Genomic DNA, 15,205 nt, shown 5'->3' on the forward strand with positions numbered 1-15,205 from the left:
GGCCCGCAAGGAGGTCACCCGTGAGTGAGTCCTTGGAAGCGGAACTGGAGCTGGACGACATCCAGCGCGGCGTCCTCAGCCCCCGGCCGACCCCATACGCGGCCGCCTACCTTGCCTTCCGGATCGACGACCGGGAACAGGGGCGGGAGCTGATGCGGCGTGTCAGCGGCGCGGTGACCTCAGCCGCCGACTCGGCCAGTCCTCTCGGGGACACCTGGGTCAGCGCAGCCCTGACCTGTCACGGCCTCAAGGCCCTCGGAGTACCGAGTGCTTCGCTGGACACGTTCGCCTGGGAGTTCCGGCAGGGCATGGCCGCCCGTGCCCGAACACTCGGCGACGTCGGCGACAGCGCCCCGGAGCACTGGGAAGCACCACTCGGCACCCCCGACATCCACGTGGTGATGACCGCCGTCGCCCCCGACTCCCTGCGCCTGCAGACGGCCATCGAGCGCGCTCGCCCGGCTTACGACCGCCTCCCCGGCGTGACCGCGATCTGGCGGCAGGACTGCTACGCGCTGCCCACCGAGACCGAGCACTTCGGGTACCGCGACGGTGTCAGCCATCCCGCCGTCGAAGGAAGCGGCATCGCCGGATCGAACCAACTCGAAGTGCCCCTGAAGGCCGGTGAGTTCGTTCTCGGGTACCCCGACGAACTCGGCGGCACCCAGACCCCGCAGCCGGCCGTGCTGGGGCGCAACGGCAGCTACGCCGTCTTCCGCAAACTCCACCAGAACGTCGCCGAGTTCCGCCGCTACCTGAAGGACAACTCCACCGGGCCCGAAGACCAGGAACTCATCGCGGCGAAGATCATGGGCCGCTGGCGCAGCGGAGCTCCCCTCGCGCTCGCCCCCCAGCACGACGATCCGGCGCTCGGTGCCGACCCGCACCGGCGCAACACCTTCCTGTACCAGCGGGACGACCCGATCGGATTCCACACCCCCGGCGGCTGCCACATCCGCCGGGCCAACCCGCGCGACGCCGCCGTGGCGGGGGAGGTGCGCCTGCACCGCATGATCAGACGCGGCGCCGTCTACGGACCGCCACTGCCGGACGGGGCGCTGGAGGACGACGGCCAGGACCGTGGCCTGATGTTCGCGTTCATCGGCGCACACCTGGGGCGGCAGTTCGAGTTCGTCCAGTCCCAGTGGCTGAACGACAGCGTCTTCTTCGGCGGTGAAGACGGCAAGGACCCCGTCACCGGCTCCCATAACGGTTCCACCGGCTTCACCGTTCCCCGGCGGCCACTGCGACGACGGCTTGCCCCGCTGCCCCGGTTCGTCGTCACCCGAGGCGGTGAGTACTGCTTCCTGCCGAGCCTGAGCGCCCTGCGCTGGCTCGGCGGCCTTCAGGACTGACAAGCGGCGACGCGCACTGCGGCAACGCCCGGAGATCTCCACTCCCCGGAGGGGGGAAGGCCGATGGACACACTGCACCTGGTGCTCAACGCCGTCACCGTCATCTTCATCATGGCCACGATGTTCGCGGCCGGCCTGGGTGCCACCGTCCCCGCACTGCGGGGCGTCTTCACCAACGTCCCGCTGCTCCTGCTGGCGCTGCTCGCCAACATGGTGATCATCCCGCTGCTCGGCTGGGGCATCGGCACGCTCCTCGGTCTCCCGCCGGCCTCCCTCGTCGCCCTGGTCCTGCTCGCCTCGTCCCCGGGCGGCCCCTTCGGCGCGAAACTGGCCATGGTGCAGAACGGCGATGTCGTAGCGGGCGCGGCGACGCAGGTACTCCTCGCCTCCATCGGCAGTCTCACCTTCGCACCCACGGTCAACGGCATCCTCACCGCCGCCGACATCGGCACCAACGTGTCCCTCGACGTCGGGGCACTGGTCCGCACCGTGGCGCTGCTCCAACTCGTGCCGTTCGCCATCGGCCTGCTCATGCGCCGCTACGCCACACCCACGGCGCAGTCATGGCACCCCACGGCAGCCGCGGTCTCCAACATCACCTTCCTGATCGTGCTCGCCGGCATGCTGCTCGGCAACTGGCGAGCAGTCGTGGACCTATTCGGCTCCCTCTCCCTGCTCGCCGGGTTCCTGCTCGCAGTCGCCGCCTTCGGCATCGGTACCTTGCTGGCCACGGGCCCGACGGTGCGCCGCACCACCATGGGCGGCGTCGCTTCGGTACGCAACGTGGGTCCCGCGCTGGCCGCGATCGGGCTCGCCTTCGACGACCAGACCGCCGTGCTGGGGGCGCTGGCAGGGGTCCTGCTCAGCGGGCTGGCCGCGGCCCTCCCGATCGCCACGTTCCTCGGCCGCCGACGTCAGGCCCCGCCGCCGCCCGACACCGACCACGGCACGCCGTCGGCCAGCACCAGTCCTTGACGTCTGTCGCGGCCTGACGCTCACGAGCGGACCGACGACGGCGGGACGGTGATCTCCCGCTTGAGGATCTTGCCGGTCGGGCCCTTGGGGAGCTCGGCGGTGAGGGTGACGATGCGCGGATACTTGTAGGCCGCGACACGTTCCTTGACGTAGTCGCGGATCTCCTCCGGCGTCGCCTCCGCTCCGGTCCTCAGCACGACGACCGCAGCGACTTCCTCGCCGTGCAGCGGGTCCGGAACTCCCACGACCGCGGCCTCGGCGATCGCGGGGTGCCCGTAGAGGACCTCCTCGATCTCCCGCGGGTAGACGTTGTATCCGCCCCGGATGATCAGGTCCTTCTTCCGGTCCACGATGAAGTAGAAGCCGTCCTGGTCGACGCGTGCAAGGTCGCCGGTGTGGAACCAGCCGTCGCGGAGGGCGTGGGTGCTTGCATCGGGGTTGTTGAAGTAGCCCTTCATCACGTTCTCACCGCGCACGGCGATCTCTCCGATCGCGCCGCGCTCCACGGTGGTCCCGTCGTCTGCTACGAGTTTCATCTCGACGCCCCGCACGGGTGTGCCGATCGAGCCGGCCCTGCGCGGGCGGTCCGGATGGTTGAAGGCGGCCACCGGAGAGGTCTCCGACAGGCCGTAGCCTTCCAGGACAGTCGCCCCGAAGGTCCGCTCGAAGCCATGCAGCACCTCGACCGGCAGGGCGGCACCACCCGAGACCGCGAGCCGGAGCCGGGACGCCTCATGCCCGTCGGAGAGTCGGGCCTGCAGAAGCGCGGAGTACATCGTCGGCACTCCGAGGAAGACGGTGACCCGGTCCCGGTGCATGACCTCCAGGGCCCTCCCCGCGTCGAACCGGGGCAGCAGCGTCAGCATCGCGCCTGCGGCCACAGAGGCGTTCATGGCACAGGTCTGCCCGAAGGCGTGGAACAGCGGCAGGCCGCCGAACAGGACGTCCTCCGGGCCGAGCAGAAGCAGGGTCCGCGCGGTGGTGGCCGTGTTGGTCAGCAGGTTGCGGTGGGTCAGTTCGGCTCCTTTGGGCGTGCCGGTGGTGCCCGATGTGTACAGGATGAGGGCGGTGTCGTCGTCGGCCCGTTCGACGACGCCGGCCTCGGGCCGGGCAGCGAGCAGCAGTGCGGGGAAGGCGTCGGGACCCGTGACCAGGCACTCCGCACCGGTCTCGGCGGCGGCCTTCGCGACCTCCTCGGCGCACATCGGGTGGGCCAGTGCCATCCGGGCCCCCGAGTCGCGCAGCACGAAGGCCACCTCACGGGCCTTGAGCAGCGGGTTCATCGGCACCACCACGCCGCCGGCCCGCAGGATGCCGTAGTACACCACCGGGAAGAGCGGCACGTTGGGCATGGTCATGGCGACCGCGTCGCCCGGCCGGACACCCCGGTCGCGCAGGACGGAGGCGAGCCGGGCACTCGCCTCGTCGAGCTGCTCGTACGTCAGGGTGCTGTCGTCCTGGCGTACGGCGACGTGCTCTCCATGCACGGCCGCGGAGTTCACCAGGAGTGCGGCGAGATTGGTCATGACCGTGGTGTCCTCGATTCGTCTAGTGGGTGCGCGGCGACGGACAGTCGCAGCAGCGGCGTGCCATGCGCAGGCTCCGGGGGTGGATGACGTCGCACGGCGTGACCCCGGTGCGTGTATCGGGGCGGGACCGCGATCCGGCAGCCCGTCCGGCCGGATAGGTGTCCCCATGGCGGGCCAGCCACAGGCGCAGCAGGTGGCGTTTGTGCTCCGGGGCGTCGAAGTCCTCGTACGCCGATCGGGCGTGCAGGACCACGTGGTTGTCGATGAGCAGCAGGTCACCGGGCTGGAGAGCCAGTTCGAGGCGGACGGCGGACGAGGCGGCCGTCGTCTCGATGAGGTCGTACAGCTCCCTGTCGGCGGCCGGGGCGCCGTCCGGATCACCGTCGCGGCCGGTGGGCTCTGCCTTGTTCAGGAGGGCACGGTCGTAGCGCATGCTGGGTCGGTCGCCGTGCCGGGTGACGAGCGGGGAGGCGAGGTACGCTCGCTCGCCGGACGCCCGCTCCTCCTGGCGCTCGAAGCGGTGGGTGCGGTACAGGTGCGCGGCGAGATCCGGGCGGGTTTCGAGCACGGCGTTGTGCACGGCAGCGGCACTGGCGAGCAGCGTACGGCCGCCCGAGCGGGCCGGCCGCAGGCACAGCAGGCCGAGCAGGTCCGCCTCTGCGGTGTGGAACGGCAGTGCTGCCCGTGTGAGGTACGCGGGCGGCGCCGGTTCGTCCGGCGTCGGGCCGGCGTCCCGGATGTGGCACAGGGTACGGCCGTCGGCGGTCTGCGGGACGGGCCTGCCCAGGTACTGGCCGATGCCGCGCAGCACGGTGCTCGCTTCGGCCTCCCCGAGCAGATCCGCCGGAATGCCCTTGATCAGAAGGAAGCCCCGCCCCTCGGACAGTGTTCCCGCGGCGCGCTTCAGCTCGGCGGCGAGCGTGGACAGCGGGAAGTCGGCGACGGTCATCCGCAGCAGGGTGGCGGCGCGAGCGCGGGCGGTGTGCAGCGCCGTACGCAATTCGGCACGGGTCTCGGCGGACAGACTCAGAACCCAGTCCTCACGGCCCGCCAGATCGGGTCCGTACCACAGGGCGGGGCCCATGAACGGTTCGGTCGGCACCGTCGGCGCCTGTGGGGTTTCGGCCATGGTCGCCTCCGCGAGGTCCTGGTGAGCCGGGCAGTTTCTTCGGGCGGTGCCGTTGGTGGGCGGGATGGCCGTCGCGCCGCCGCACGGGCCGCGTTGAACGGGGATGCTACGAATCACACGCCCGCCATGCTTGACGTGCCGGGACGCGAAACTTAACTTCTGGGGACCCGCTGCCCTTGGAGCGTGCCCATGAGGCCCCTTGCCCGCACCGCCGCGCTGAACGGCTACGTCGAGCTGAGCCGATCCCTCGGCCTCGACCCCCGCGCGCTGATGAGGGGCGTCGGCCTGGACACCGCGGACCTGGCCGTGCAGGACCGGTGGATCTCCGGCACGGCGGTGGTCGGACTGCTGGAGTTGTCGGCCGCCGCGTCCGGGCGTGAGGACTTCGGTCTGCTGCTGACCGAGCGGCGGCGCTTCTCCAACCTCGGACCCATCAGCCTGCTCGTCCGTGAAGAGCCCGACGTCCGCAGCGCGTTGGCCCTGCTGATCCGCCACCAGCACACCTACAACGAGGTCCTGCACGCGCGGCTCTCGGAAGGCAACGGGGTGGCCACGCTGAAGGTGGATCTCCGGCTCGGGGAGCCGCGGCCGGCCCGGCAGGGCACGGAACTCGCCGTGGGCGCGTTCCACCGCGTGCTGAGCGGCTTCCTCGGCCCGCACTGGCGCCCCTCGTCGGTCTGCTTCGCCCACCAGGCGCCGCGGGACACCGCAAGCCATCGCCGTCTGTTCGGGCCTTCGGTGGAGTTCGACCGCGAATTCAACGGCATCGTCTTCTACGCCGAGGACCTCGACGCCCCCAACGCCATGGCCGACGCGCAGTTGCGCAGCTACACCCGGCAGTACTTCGAGCCCATCGCGGCCCCCAGGGAAGCATCCGAGGTGGACCGGGTGCGCGACCTCATCGAGGCGCTGCTGCCGACCGGGCGCTGCTCCATCGAGCAGATCGCACGCAGCCTCGGCGTCGACCGGCGCACGGTTCACCGTCATCTGGCCCGCTCTGGAGAGACGTTCTCCTCACTGCTCCACTCGACGCGCACGGCGCTCGCGGAGCAGTTCGTCGCCAACCCCAACCGTTCCCTGACCGAGGTCTCCACGCTGCTGGGGTTCTCGTCGCTGAGCGCCTTCTCCCGCTGGTTCCACGAACACTTCGGCACCGGTCCGCGGGAGTGGCGCAAGGGCCGGGGCGGCCTGGCAGCGCCCGGCGGAAGCTGAGCCCGCGGGCGCACGCCGTCAGTGGCACGGGTGGTCCCGGCCGTGTGTCCCCGATTGGCAAGTGACCTGTCTCCACAGGCAAAGCGGCTGCGTGCCGCCCGCCCTACCTTGGCACCACCGCGCCGGCGGTCGGCCTCCGGAGGGATTGCTCTGCAGCTCCCCTGAGGGCACTCCCTCCGGATCGGCCCGCAAACCACTGGGTCGGTTGCTGCGACCGTCCGGACCTACGCCGTCGCAGTCCTGTCGTCGCGTCCGCTGCCTGCTCTGTGACGCGATCACCCCTACGCCAAGGAGAAGCCCCGTGCATTTCCACGACGACTCCCTCTTCCCGGAGAACCAGGAGAAGCTGGTGATCCAGGCCGCGCCGTACGGCCCCGAGTGGCTTCCCGGGGACGCGGACGACCTGCCACTGACCATGGACGAGCACGTCCAGGCGGCCGTGGACTGCTACAACGCCGGCGCCACGGTGCTCCACATTCACGTCCGCGAGCTCGACGGCAAGGGCTCCAAGCGGATGTCGATGTTCAACGAACTGCTCGGGCGACTGCGCGAGGCCGTGCCGGACATGGTGCTCCAGATCGGCGGATCGATCTCCTTCGCACCCGAGGGCGAGGGCGGCGACGCCAAGTGGCTCGCCTACGACACCCGCCACCTGCTGGCCGAACTCACCCCGGCACCCGACCAGGTGACGATCGCCATCAACACCAGCCAGATGAACATCGTCGAGATCATGAACGACGACGACCTGGAGGGCACCTCGATCGCGAAGCCGGACTACTACCGGGCCTACCGCGACATGGTCGTCGAGGCCGGTCCGGACTTCTACCTGGAACACCTCAAGCGCCTGCACGCGAACGGCATCCAGCCCCACTTCCAGCTCGCCCACCTGGCCCAGCTGGAGACCGTGGAGCGGCTGATCCGCGCGGGCGTCTACACCGGGCCGCTGATCCTCAACTACGTGGCCATCGGTGGCGGTTTCGCCGGCAGGCACCCCGCCGACCTGGTCGAGTTCATCCGCCGCGTGCCGGACGGAGCCGTCCTGACCATCGAGAGCTCCATGCGCGCCGTGGCGCCCATGAACGCCGTCGCCATCGCCCTCGGCCAGCACGTGCGCGTCGGCAACGAGGACAACCTCTGGCGCGCCAAGGGCGAACGGATGTCCTCCGTGGCCCAGGTCGAGCAGATGGTGAAGATCTCCGAGGCACTTGGCCGCGATATCGCCACGGGAGCGGACGCCAAGCGGATCTACAAGCTCGGCGAGTACTACGCGGACGCCGACGAGACCCTCGCCCGGCTCGGCATGGTGCCCAACCGCCGCCCGGGACAGCGCGGCTTCATGCTGCGCGACGTCACGGCCTGACCGCCCTCTTCCCCACCCTTACGAACCCTCAGGGAGCTCTCCGTGGCACACGCCGTCCGCTTCTACGAAACCGGTGGCCCTGACGTCCTCACATGGGAGGAGGTGCCCGTCGGCGACCCCGGACCGGGCCAGGTGCGCATCCGGCACGAAGCCGTCGGCCTCAACTTCGCCGACACCTATTTCCGTACCGGGCTCTACCCGGTCCGGCTGCCCGACGGCATCGGCGTCGAAGCCGCCGGGGTGGTGGAGGCGGTCGGGGAGGGCGTCACCCATGTCGCCGCGGGGGACCGCGTGACGTACACCGGGAGCCCCCTCGGTGCCTACAGCACCGAACGGGTCATGGATGCCTCGCACCTGATCAAACTGCCCCCGGAGATCAGCTGTGAGACGGCGGCCGCGATGACCATGCGCGGCCTGACGGCGGCCTATCTGCTGCGCAGGATCCACCCGCTGCGGGAGGGGGACACGGTGCTGTTGCACGCGGCCGCGGGCGGCGTGGGCCTGATCGTCTCCCAGTGGGCCGCACTGCTCGGCATCCGTGTGATCGGAACCGTCTCCAGCGAGGAGAAGGCGGAGATCGCCCGCGCACACGGATGCGAGCACGTCGTCCGCTACCGGCAGGAGGACGTGGCCGAGCGAGTGCGGGAACTGACCGACGGAGCCGGGGTACCGCTGGTGCTCGACAGCGTCGGCAAGGACACCTTCGCCGGCTCGCTGGCCTCGCTGGCCCGTCGCGGACTGCTGGTGTGCTTCGGCACCGCCTCCGGTCCCGTACCACCGATCGACGCCATGCAACTCGCCGCCCGTGGCTCGCTGTTCGTCACCCGGCCCGCCCTCGCCGACTACATCGCCGACCCCGCCGAACGCGGTGCTCTGGCAGGAGAACTGTTCGATCACGTCTCATCGGGGCGCATCGCCATCGAGATCAACCAGCGCTACGAGCTCGAGGACGCGGTCCAGGCCCACCACGACCTGGAAGCCGGGCGGACCACCGGGTCCTCCGTCTTCGTCCTGTGAGCACGGCACCCTCGACCCACCTCCCATGGAGGGAGCACCCATGCCCGACATCCTCTCGTCTCCGGTGCGCTCCGCCGCACGGCGCACCTCGATCCAGGTCGAGCCCCTGACCTGCACCATCGGTGCGGAACTCACCGGGGTGAACCTCGCCGACGCGGCCCGGGACGACGACCTGTTCGCCGAGATCAAGAGCCTGCTGCTGGAGTACAAGGTCCTCTTCCTGCGGGACCAGGACATCTCCCGTGCCGACCACGTCGCGTTCGCCTCGCGCTTCGGCCCGCTGGAGGACCACCCCGTCGCCGGCAGCGACCCGGACCACCCCGGACTGGTCAGGATCTACAAGGACCTGGACAGTCCTCCGGAGCACTACGAGAACGCCCTGCACACGGACGGCACCTGGCGGGTGAACCCGTCGATGGGCGCCGTACTGCGCTGCGTCGAGTCGCCCCCGGTCGGCGGAGACACGATCTGGGTGAACATGGTCGAGGCGTACCGTCGCCTCCCCGACCACATCAAGACCCGGATCCCGGGGCTGCGCGCCCGGCACAGCATCGAGGCCACCTTCGGCGCCGTCATGCCCGAGGAACAGCGCCACGCGCTGAAGGAGCGGTTCCCTGACGCCGAGCACCCGGTCGTGCGGACCCACCCCGAGACAGGCGAGAAGATCCTCTTCGTCAACGCGTTCACGACGCACTTCGTCAACTACCACACGCCCGAGAACGTGCGTTTCGGCCAGGACTACGCGCCGGGCGCGAGCCACCTGCTCGCCTATCTGATCAGCCAGGCGGCGATCCCCGAGTACCAGGTGCGCTGGCGCTGGAGCCCGGGCAGCGTGGCCATCTGGGACAACCGCTCCACCCAGCACTACGCCGTCCAGGACTACTGGCCTGCCGTCCGCAAGATGGAGCGCGCCGGAATCGTGGGCGACAGACCGTTCTGACCTTCCCTTCCAAGCAGTCGAGGTGATGACAATGGAGTTTCACGCCACTGCGCAGTCCACGGCCCCGACATCGTCCGCGTCGGAGTGGCCCGTGTCCAAAGGCTATGCCTGGACGGTCTTCGCACTCGGCTTCGGCCTGCTGCTGTCCGACTACATGTCCCGCCAGGTCCTCAACGCCGTCTTCCCGATGCTGAAAGCCGAATGGCTGCTGTCCGACGCCGCCCTGGGCTCGCTCAGCGGCGTCGTCGCCCTGGCGGTCGGCGTACTCACCTTCCCCATGTCCCTGATGGCCGACCGGTGGGGGAGGGTCCGGAGTCTGCTGCTGGCCGCCACGATGTGGAGCCTTGCCACCCTGGGGTGCGCCGTATCGGCGAGTTACGGCGAGATGTTCGTAGGCCGCCTCTTCGTCGGCATCGGCGAGGCGGCGTACGGCAGTGTGGGCATCGCCGTGGTCCTCAGCATCTTCCCCCGCACCCTGCGGGCCACCCTCTCCGGTGCCTTCATCGCCGGCGGCGCCTTCGGCTCGGTACTCGGCGTCGCCGTCGGCGGCGCGGTGGCCCAGGCGGCCGGCTGGCGCTGGGCGTTCGCCGCGATGGGGATCTTCGGCCTCGTGCTCGCCGCCGTGTACGCGGTCGTGGTCAAGGAGAGCAGACTGACACCCCACGGACGCCCCTCCGGCGGCGAGAACGGCGCGGAAGCCCACGGGCGGCTGCGCACTCACCTCCCCCGCCTCTTCTCCTCCGTCTCGGTCATCAGTGCCTATGTCGGCAGCGGACTGCAACTGTTCATCGCCGGCGCGCTGTTGTCCTGGCTGCCGAGCTTCTTCAACCGCTACTACCACATGGCACCGGCCAAGGCGGGCGGGGCCGCCGGCGGCTTCGCCATGATCATCGGCCTGGGGATGATCTTCGGGGGCGTGGCCTCCGACCGCATCAGCTCCACCGCCCCCATCCGTAAATGGGCCGTCGCGGCCGGCTGCAGCCTCGGCGCGCTCCTCCTGCTGACCCTCGCCTTCCAACTGCCCACCGGCGCGGCTCAGTTGCTCGCTCTGGCCGTGGGCTGCCTGCTGTCGGCCGGTTCCGCCGGACCCGCGGCGGCCATGGTGGCGAACCTGACCCCCGCCTCCATCGCGGCGACCGCGTTCGCCACCCTCACCCTGGCCAACAGCCTGCTCGGCCTGGCCCCCGGTCCCGCGGTCACGGGCGCGCTCGCGGACCACTTCGGCCTGCTGGGCGCCCTGCGCATCGTGCCCCTCGTCGCGGTCGCGGCCACACTGGCCTTCCTGGTCGGCAGGCACTGGTACGAGCGCGACCTCCTCCGCCTCGCCGACCTCACCGCGAAGGCGGAGCCCAAGCACCCGTCGGAGATCCCTTCATGAGTCCCACGCCGGAACCCACCGTGGTCATCGTCCCAGGTCTGCGCGACCACATCGCGGACCACTGGCAGACCGTGCTCGCCGAACGCCTCGCCGAAGCAGGTCGTCCCGTGCGCACCGTTCCTCCGGTGGTCGGGCGACGACTCAGCCTGGACGCCCAAGTCGGCAACGTGGCCGCGACGCTGGCGACCGTGGACGGACCGGTCGTGCTGGTCGCCCACAGCGCGGGAGTCATCACCACGGTGCACTGGGCCGCCCGCCACCGAGCCGACGTACGCGGCGCGCTCCTCGCCACACCACCGGACTTCACAACACCCCTGCCGGACGGCTACCCCACCCCTGCCGAACTGGCGGAGCACGGCTGGATCCCCGTGCCCCGCGCGCGGCTGCCCTTCCCGAGCATCGTCGCCGCCAGCTCCGACGACCCGCTGGGCGCACCCGAACGCGTCGCCGAACTGGCCCGGAGCTGGGGCAGTCAACTCCTGCAACTGGGCGCGGTCGGCCACCTCAACCCGGCCTCGGGACACGGCGAATGGTCCCAGGCCGAAGAGCTGATCTGCATGCTGGAGTCCGACTCCGGCCGCGCACCGCTCGGGGCGACGCCCACCGGAGGGCACTCATGAAGCCGGACTCCGAAGCGCTGTGGACACCGGGACGCCGCGAACTGGAGGACTCCAACGTCGCGGTGTTCATGGAATGGCTGGAAGAGACCCGCGGCCTGAGCTTCGCCGACTACGCCGAGCTGTGGCGGTGGAGCTCCACCGATCTGGCGGGCTTCTGGTCGGCGGTGTGGGAGTACTACGGGCTGGACGCTGTCACCGCATACGACGAGGTGCTGGCCGACACCACCATGCCGGGCGCCCGCTGGTTCACCGGCGCGCGCCTGAACTTCGCCGAACGGTGCCTGGCCCAGGCCACCGACGCGCGTCCCGCTCTGGTGAGCGTGACCGAGGGCGGGGAGCCCGTGGAGACGTCGTGGGCGCAGCTGCGCCGCCGGGTCGCCGACGTGTCGGCCGCCCTCCGGCGTATGGGTGTGAAGCCCGGTGACTGTGTCGCCGGCTACCTCACCAACCTGCCGCAGACGGTGGTGGGACTGCTGGCGACCGCGGCGGTCGGCGCGGTGTGGACGGCCTGTTCGCCCGACTTCGGCACTCCCAGCGTGCTCGCCCGGCTGCGACAGGCCCGGCCGACGGTCCTCGTCGCCGCGGACGGCTACCGCTACGGGGGCAAGGAGCACGACAAACGGACCACGGTCACCGAACTCCTGGACGGGCTGCCTACCGTCCGCCACCTCCTCACCATCGACAACCTCTTCCCCTCGCAGACGGACGCCTGGTCCGTACGATCCGACGTCACCGTGCACGCGTGGTCCGCGCTGCCCTCCACCGACCAGGCACCGGACTTCTGCGACGTACCCTTCGACCACCCGCTCTGGATACTCTGGTCGTCGGGAACCACCGGCGTCCCGAAGGGCATCGTGCAGAGCCACGGCGGCATCGTGGTGGAACTGCTGAAGGCGCTCGGGCTCGGTGTCGACCTGCGCCCCGAGGACCGGTACCTGTTCGTCACCTCCACCAGCTGGATGGTGTGGAACTTCCTGGTCGGCGGCCTGCTGCACGGCACCACGATCGTCCTGTACGACGGCAGCCCCACCTTTCCCGACGCCGCCGGCGCCTGGCGCGTCGCCGAACGGACCAGGGCGACGATGGTCGGAGTCGGCGCGGCCTATCTCGCGGCCGTGGAGAAGTCGGGTCTGCATCCGGCAGCAGACCTCGACCTCGGTGCCGTGCGCTCGGTCCTGCAGACAGGCTCGGCCATGGCTCCGAGCACCTGGCAGTGGGTCCACGACCGGCTTACTCCCGGCGTATGGCTTCAGTCGATCTGCGGTGGAACCGACGTCTGCTCCGTCCTGGCAGGCGGCTCCCCGCTCCTCCCGGTGCGCGTAGGCCGCATGCAGTGCCCGGCGCTCGGTGTGGCGCTGGCCGCGTGGGACGAGACGGGACAGCCTCTGATCGGAGAGCAGGGAGAGCTGGTGGTCACCGCCCCACTGCCGTCCATGCCGCTGCGCTTCGTCGACGACCCCGGTGACGCCCGCTACCGGTCCAGCTACTTCGACACCTACCCCGGCGTGTGGCGGCACGGTGATTGGGTGACCATGGATGCGGACCTGTCGGTCGTCGTGTCCGGCCGGTCCGACTCCACGCTCAACCGCATGGGGGTGAGGATGGGGTCGGCCGACATCTACGCGGTGGTGGAGCAGCTGCCCGGCATCTCGGACAGCCTCGTCGTCGGTGTCGAGCAGGCCGATGGCGGTTACTTCATGCCGTTGTTCATCGTGACGGACGACGACGAGGAAACGGACGACGGCCTGCGCGAGCGGATCACAGCGGCCGTCAGGCGCCAGTTGTCCCCACGCCATGTGCCCGACGTGATCGTGCGGGTGCCCGCACTGCCCCGCACACTGACCGGAAAGAAGCTGGAGGTGCCGGTCAAACGGATTCTGCAGGGCGCGCGCGTGTGCGATGTCACCGCTCCGGGTGCCGTTACCGATGGTCACATGCTGGCCTGGTTCGCAGAATTCGGAGGCCGGAAGAATCAGACCGGTGAGACGGGACCGATCCACGATCGCGAGCAGGATGCCGCTGCCGCCTGATCGGTGAGTCGGGCCGGCACCGCCCGACGCCGACCCGGACTCGGCGTGCCGAGCGGCACTGAGGTCGCGACGGAAGCTTGCGGTTCATTACTACGATCTCGTAATATCCGAAAGTGTGAAGTCCGAATCCGCATCATCTGACCGGTCGGTGCTGTTGACCTTGCAGCGCGCGACCCACGCCACCTTGCAGCTGATCGCCGCTGAGCTCGTCGATCTCGATCTGACCGCCTCCGAAATCAACGCACTGGCAAATCTCGCTGACGGCAAGGGTCGTACCGTGTCTCAGCTGGGCGCTGCTGTCGGCACGCGCCCCACTACGCTGACCGGCGTGCTGGACCGGTTGGAGCGACGCGGTCACATCACCCGGGGCACGCGGGCCGGCGACCGCCGTTCGGTGCTGATCCAGCTCACCGAGTCCGGGCGCGCCACAGCAGCCCTGATCAGGCAGACGCTGGCCGACCTTGAGAATCGCGCGTTGGCCGGACTGTCTGCCGAAGCGATCGCCAACTGCTGTGCCGTGCTGGATGCGTTGATCAAGGAGGGGGCGTGAGCACTGGCGAACACGCTGCGAATGAGCAGGCTTCGGCGTTCACGGAACTGATGGGCGAGGTGATGGCCACTGACGAGCGGTTCGGGCACCGCCAGCACGTTCACCTGACCTGGCTGGCCGTGCGGCGCTATGGAACCGACGCGGCGGTTGACCTGATCAGCGACGGTATCCAACGCACCGCCCGTTACGCAGGCGTCCCGCAGAAGTACAACGCCACCGTCAGCCGTGCGTGGGTCGAGCTGGTGGGCCACCACGCGGGTCAGCCGGACACTGCCGACTTCAACGCCTTCGCCGACCAGCACCCCGCGCTGCTCGACAAGAAGCTGCTCACGCGCTTCTACCGGCCCTCGACGCTGGCCGACGCCCGGGCCAGGACCGGCTGGGTCGAGCCCGACCGTGCGCCCTTCCCCTGGCAGCACACCGACGGGCGAGGCTGAACTTCGTCGCTGCGAGCACAGCGGCTGGCAGTGACTGCCGCCGTCGGGACTTGGTGCGGCGGAGAGGCTGGTCGTTGTCCGGGCAGAGGAACGAAACTCACCTGCCTGGTAGGGGATTGGCGGCCGAGGCTGTTCGGGCCAAGCGCCCGATACGCCATCCGCCCAGCGCTCAGCCTGCCTTGGCCGCGACGGCCTGGACCTCGGCGTGCGATTGCCTGCCCGTGATGCCGGAGTCCCCGAACTCGTGGGACTAGATGGGCTCGTGTGACGGTCAGGAACACGTCTGCGGCCACACCCTGCAGATCACGGCGGCCTTCGGCATGTCGTACGACCACCTGAGCCCGGCGGCCCAGCGGTTGTGCCGCCGATTGGCCCTGGTGCCGGGGCCCGATTTCGCGGCGCCTGTGGCCTCGGTGCTGGTCGGGTCCTCGGTGCCCGACGCCGAGGAACTGCTGGACGAGTTGCACGAACTGGGGCTGGGCTGCTGTCTCGGACCGAGAACGGCCGCTACGGCTTCCACGACCTGACACGCCTGTTCGCCGGGGACCGCCTGACGGCAGAGGAGCCGGCGGAACGGGAGGCGCTGACCCGGGCGATGACCGACTGGCTGCTGGACGTGACGGTGGCGGCCGGCCGGCCGTCCGTTCGAGCCCGACTACGGCGCCGCTCCGTA

Annotated in this window: 14 protein-coding genes; 12 read left to right on the forward strand and 2 right to left on the reverse strand. The window is 70.1% G+C overall.

The features are described 5' to 3' along the window. The first annotated feature begins 20 nt into the window (after positions 1-20). Positions 21-1,355, forward strand: a complete 1,335-nt coding sequence (locus ACQPXS_RS40200) for a Dyp-type peroxidase (RefSeq protein WP_433454456.1) — start codon at positions 21-23, stop codon at positions 1,353-1,355. A gap of 63 nt (positions 1,356-1,418) precedes the next feature. After that, entirely contained in the window at positions 1,419-2,330 is a 912-nt protein-coding gene (locus ACQPXS_RS40205; protein ID WP_433454458.1) for a bile acid:sodium symporter family protein, read from the forward strand. A 20-nt stretch (positions 2,331-2,350) separates the two neighbouring features. On the opposite strand, the gene ACQPXS_RS40210 is transcribed toward ACQPXS_RS40205, so the two are convergent. Continuing rightward, the gene (locus ACQPXS_RS40210; RefSeq protein WP_433454460.1) at positions 2,351-3,856 is read right to left on the reverse strand and encodes a long-chain-fatty-acid--CoA ligase; all 1,506 of its coding nucleotides are present in this window, start codon (positions 3,854-3,856) and stop codon (positions 2,351-2,353) included. Positions 3,857-3,878: 22 nt separating this feature from the next. Then, a complete protein-coding gene (locus tag ACQPXS_RS40215; protein WP_433454461.1) occupies positions 3,879-4,988 on the reverse strand; it encodes a TauD/TfdA family dioxygenase in 1,110 nt (369 codons plus the stop codon). 189 nt (positions 4,989-5,177) lie between these two features. Between ACQPXS_RS40215 and ACQPXS_RS40220 the strand changes: the two genes are divergently transcribed. The 10 genes from ACQPXS_RS40220 to ACQPXS_RS40265 all read left to right on the forward strand — a co-directional run bounded on the left by ACQPXS_RS40220 (position 5,178) and on the right by ACQPXS_RS40265 (position 15,059). Then, the gene (locus ACQPXS_RS40220) at positions 5,178-6,200 is read left to right on the forward strand and encodes an AraC family transcriptional regulator (RefSeq protein WP_433454463.1); all 1,023 of its coding nucleotides are present in this window, start codon (positions 5,178-5,180) and stop codon (positions 6,198-6,200) included. 301 nt (positions 6,201-6,501) lie between these two features. Continuing rightward, positions 6,502-7,560: a 3-keto-5-aminohexanoate cleavage protein gene (locus ACQPXS_RS40225; RefSeq protein WP_433454464.1), complete on the forward strand. Its 1,059-nt coding sequence runs from the start codon at positions 6,502-6,504 to the stop codon at positions 7,558-7,560. 42 nt (positions 7,561-7,602) lie between these two features. After that, entirely contained in the window at positions 7,603-8,577 is a 975-nt protein-coding gene (locus ACQPXS_RS40230) for a quinone oxidoreductase family protein (RefSeq protein WP_433454465.1), read from the forward strand. A gap of 40 nt (positions 8,578-8,617) precedes the next feature. Next, positions 8,618-9,517, forward strand: coding sequence for a TauD/TfdA dioxygenase family protein (locus ACQPXS_RS40235; protein WP_433454466.1), 900 nt, complete (start codon positions 8,618-8,620; stop codon positions 9,515-9,517). A 91-nt stretch (positions 9,518-9,608) separates the two neighbouring features. Beyond that, positions 9,609-10,895 carry an MFS transporter gene (locus ACQPXS_RS40240; RefSeq protein WP_433454467.1) on the forward strand — a complete coding sequence of 429 codons (1,287 nt, stop codon included), beginning with the start codon at positions 9,609-9,611 and terminating at the stop codon, positions 10,893-10,895. Then, complete coding sequence (locus ACQPXS_RS40245; protein ID WP_433454468.1) at positions 10,892-11,515, forward strand: RBBP9/YdeN family alpha/beta hydrolase; 624 nt, start codon at positions 10,892-10,894, stop codon at positions 11,513-11,515. The genes ACQPXS_RS40240 and ACQPXS_RS40245 overlap by 4 nt, the downstream gene beginning before the upstream one ends. Further along, entirely contained in the window at positions 11,512-13,545 is a 2,034-nt protein-coding gene (locus ACQPXS_RS40250) for an acetoacetate--CoA ligase (RefSeq protein WP_433454469.1), read from the forward strand. The genes ACQPXS_RS40245 and ACQPXS_RS40250 overlap by 4 nt, the downstream gene beginning before the upstream one ends. 115 nt (positions 13,546-13,660) lie before the next feature. After that, positions 13,661-14,095, forward strand: a complete 435-nt coding sequence (locus ACQPXS_RS40255; RefSeq protein ID WP_433454470.1) for a MarR family winged helix-turn-helix transcriptional regulator — start codon at positions 13,661-13,663, stop codon at positions 14,093-14,095. Further along, entirely contained in the window at positions 14,092-14,532 is a 441-nt protein-coding gene (locus tag ACQPXS_RS40260) for a hypothetical protein (RefSeq protein WP_433454471.1), read from the forward strand. Before ACQPXS_RS40255 ends, ACQPXS_RS40260 begins: the two co-directional genes overlap by 4 nt. A gap of 254 nt (positions 14,533-14,786) precedes the next feature. After that, positions 14,787-15,059 carry a hypothetical protein gene (locus ACQPXS_RS40265; protein ID WP_433454472.1) on the forward strand — a complete coding sequence of 91 codons (273 nt, stop codon included), beginning with the start codon at positions 14,787-14,789 and terminating at the stop codon, positions 15,057-15,059. Positions 15,060-15,205 lie beyond the last annotated feature (146 nt).

The organism is Streptomyces sp. CA-142005 (genome assembly GCF_050942335.1).
Lineage (GTDB): Bacteria > Actinomycetota > Actinomycetes > Streptomycetales > Streptomycetaceae > Streptomyces.

Excerpts from the sequence above, each read along its gene's own strand:
- ACQPXS_RS40205 (WP_433454458.1), top strand. The coding sequence starts at position 1,419 with ATGGACACACTGCACCTGGTGCTCAACGCCGTCACCGTCATCTTCATC.
- ACQPXS_RS40210 (WP_433454460.1), bottom strand. The coding sequence starts at position 3,856 with ATGACCAATCTCGCCGCACTCCTGGTGAACTCCGCGGCCGTGCATGGA.
- ACQPXS_RS40215 (WP_433454461.1), bottom strand. The coding sequence starts at position 4,988 with ATGGCCGAAACCCCACAGGCGCCGACGGTGCCGACCGAACCGTTCATG.
- ACQPXS_RS40220 (WP_433454463.1), top strand. The coding sequence starts at position 5,178 with ATGAGGCCCCTTGCCCGCACCGCCGCGCTGAACGGCTACGTCGAGCTG.
- ACQPXS_RS40235 (WP_433454466.1), top strand. The coding sequence starts at position 8,618 with ATGCCCGACATCCTCTCGTCTCCGGTGCGCTCCGCCGCACGGCGCACC.
- ACQPXS_RS40245 (WP_433454468.1), top strand. The coding sequence starts at position 10,892 with ATGAGTCCCACGCCGGAACCCACCGTGGTCATCGTCCCAGGTCTGCGC.
- ACQPXS_RS40250 (WP_433454469.1), top strand. The coding sequence starts at position 11,512 with ATGAAGCCGGACTCCGAAGCGCTGTGGACACCGGGACGCCGCGAACTG.
- ACQPXS_RS40265 (WP_433454472.1), top strand. The coding sequence starts at position 14,787 with ATGGGCTCGTGTGACGGTCAGGAACACGTCTGCGGCCACACCCTGCAG.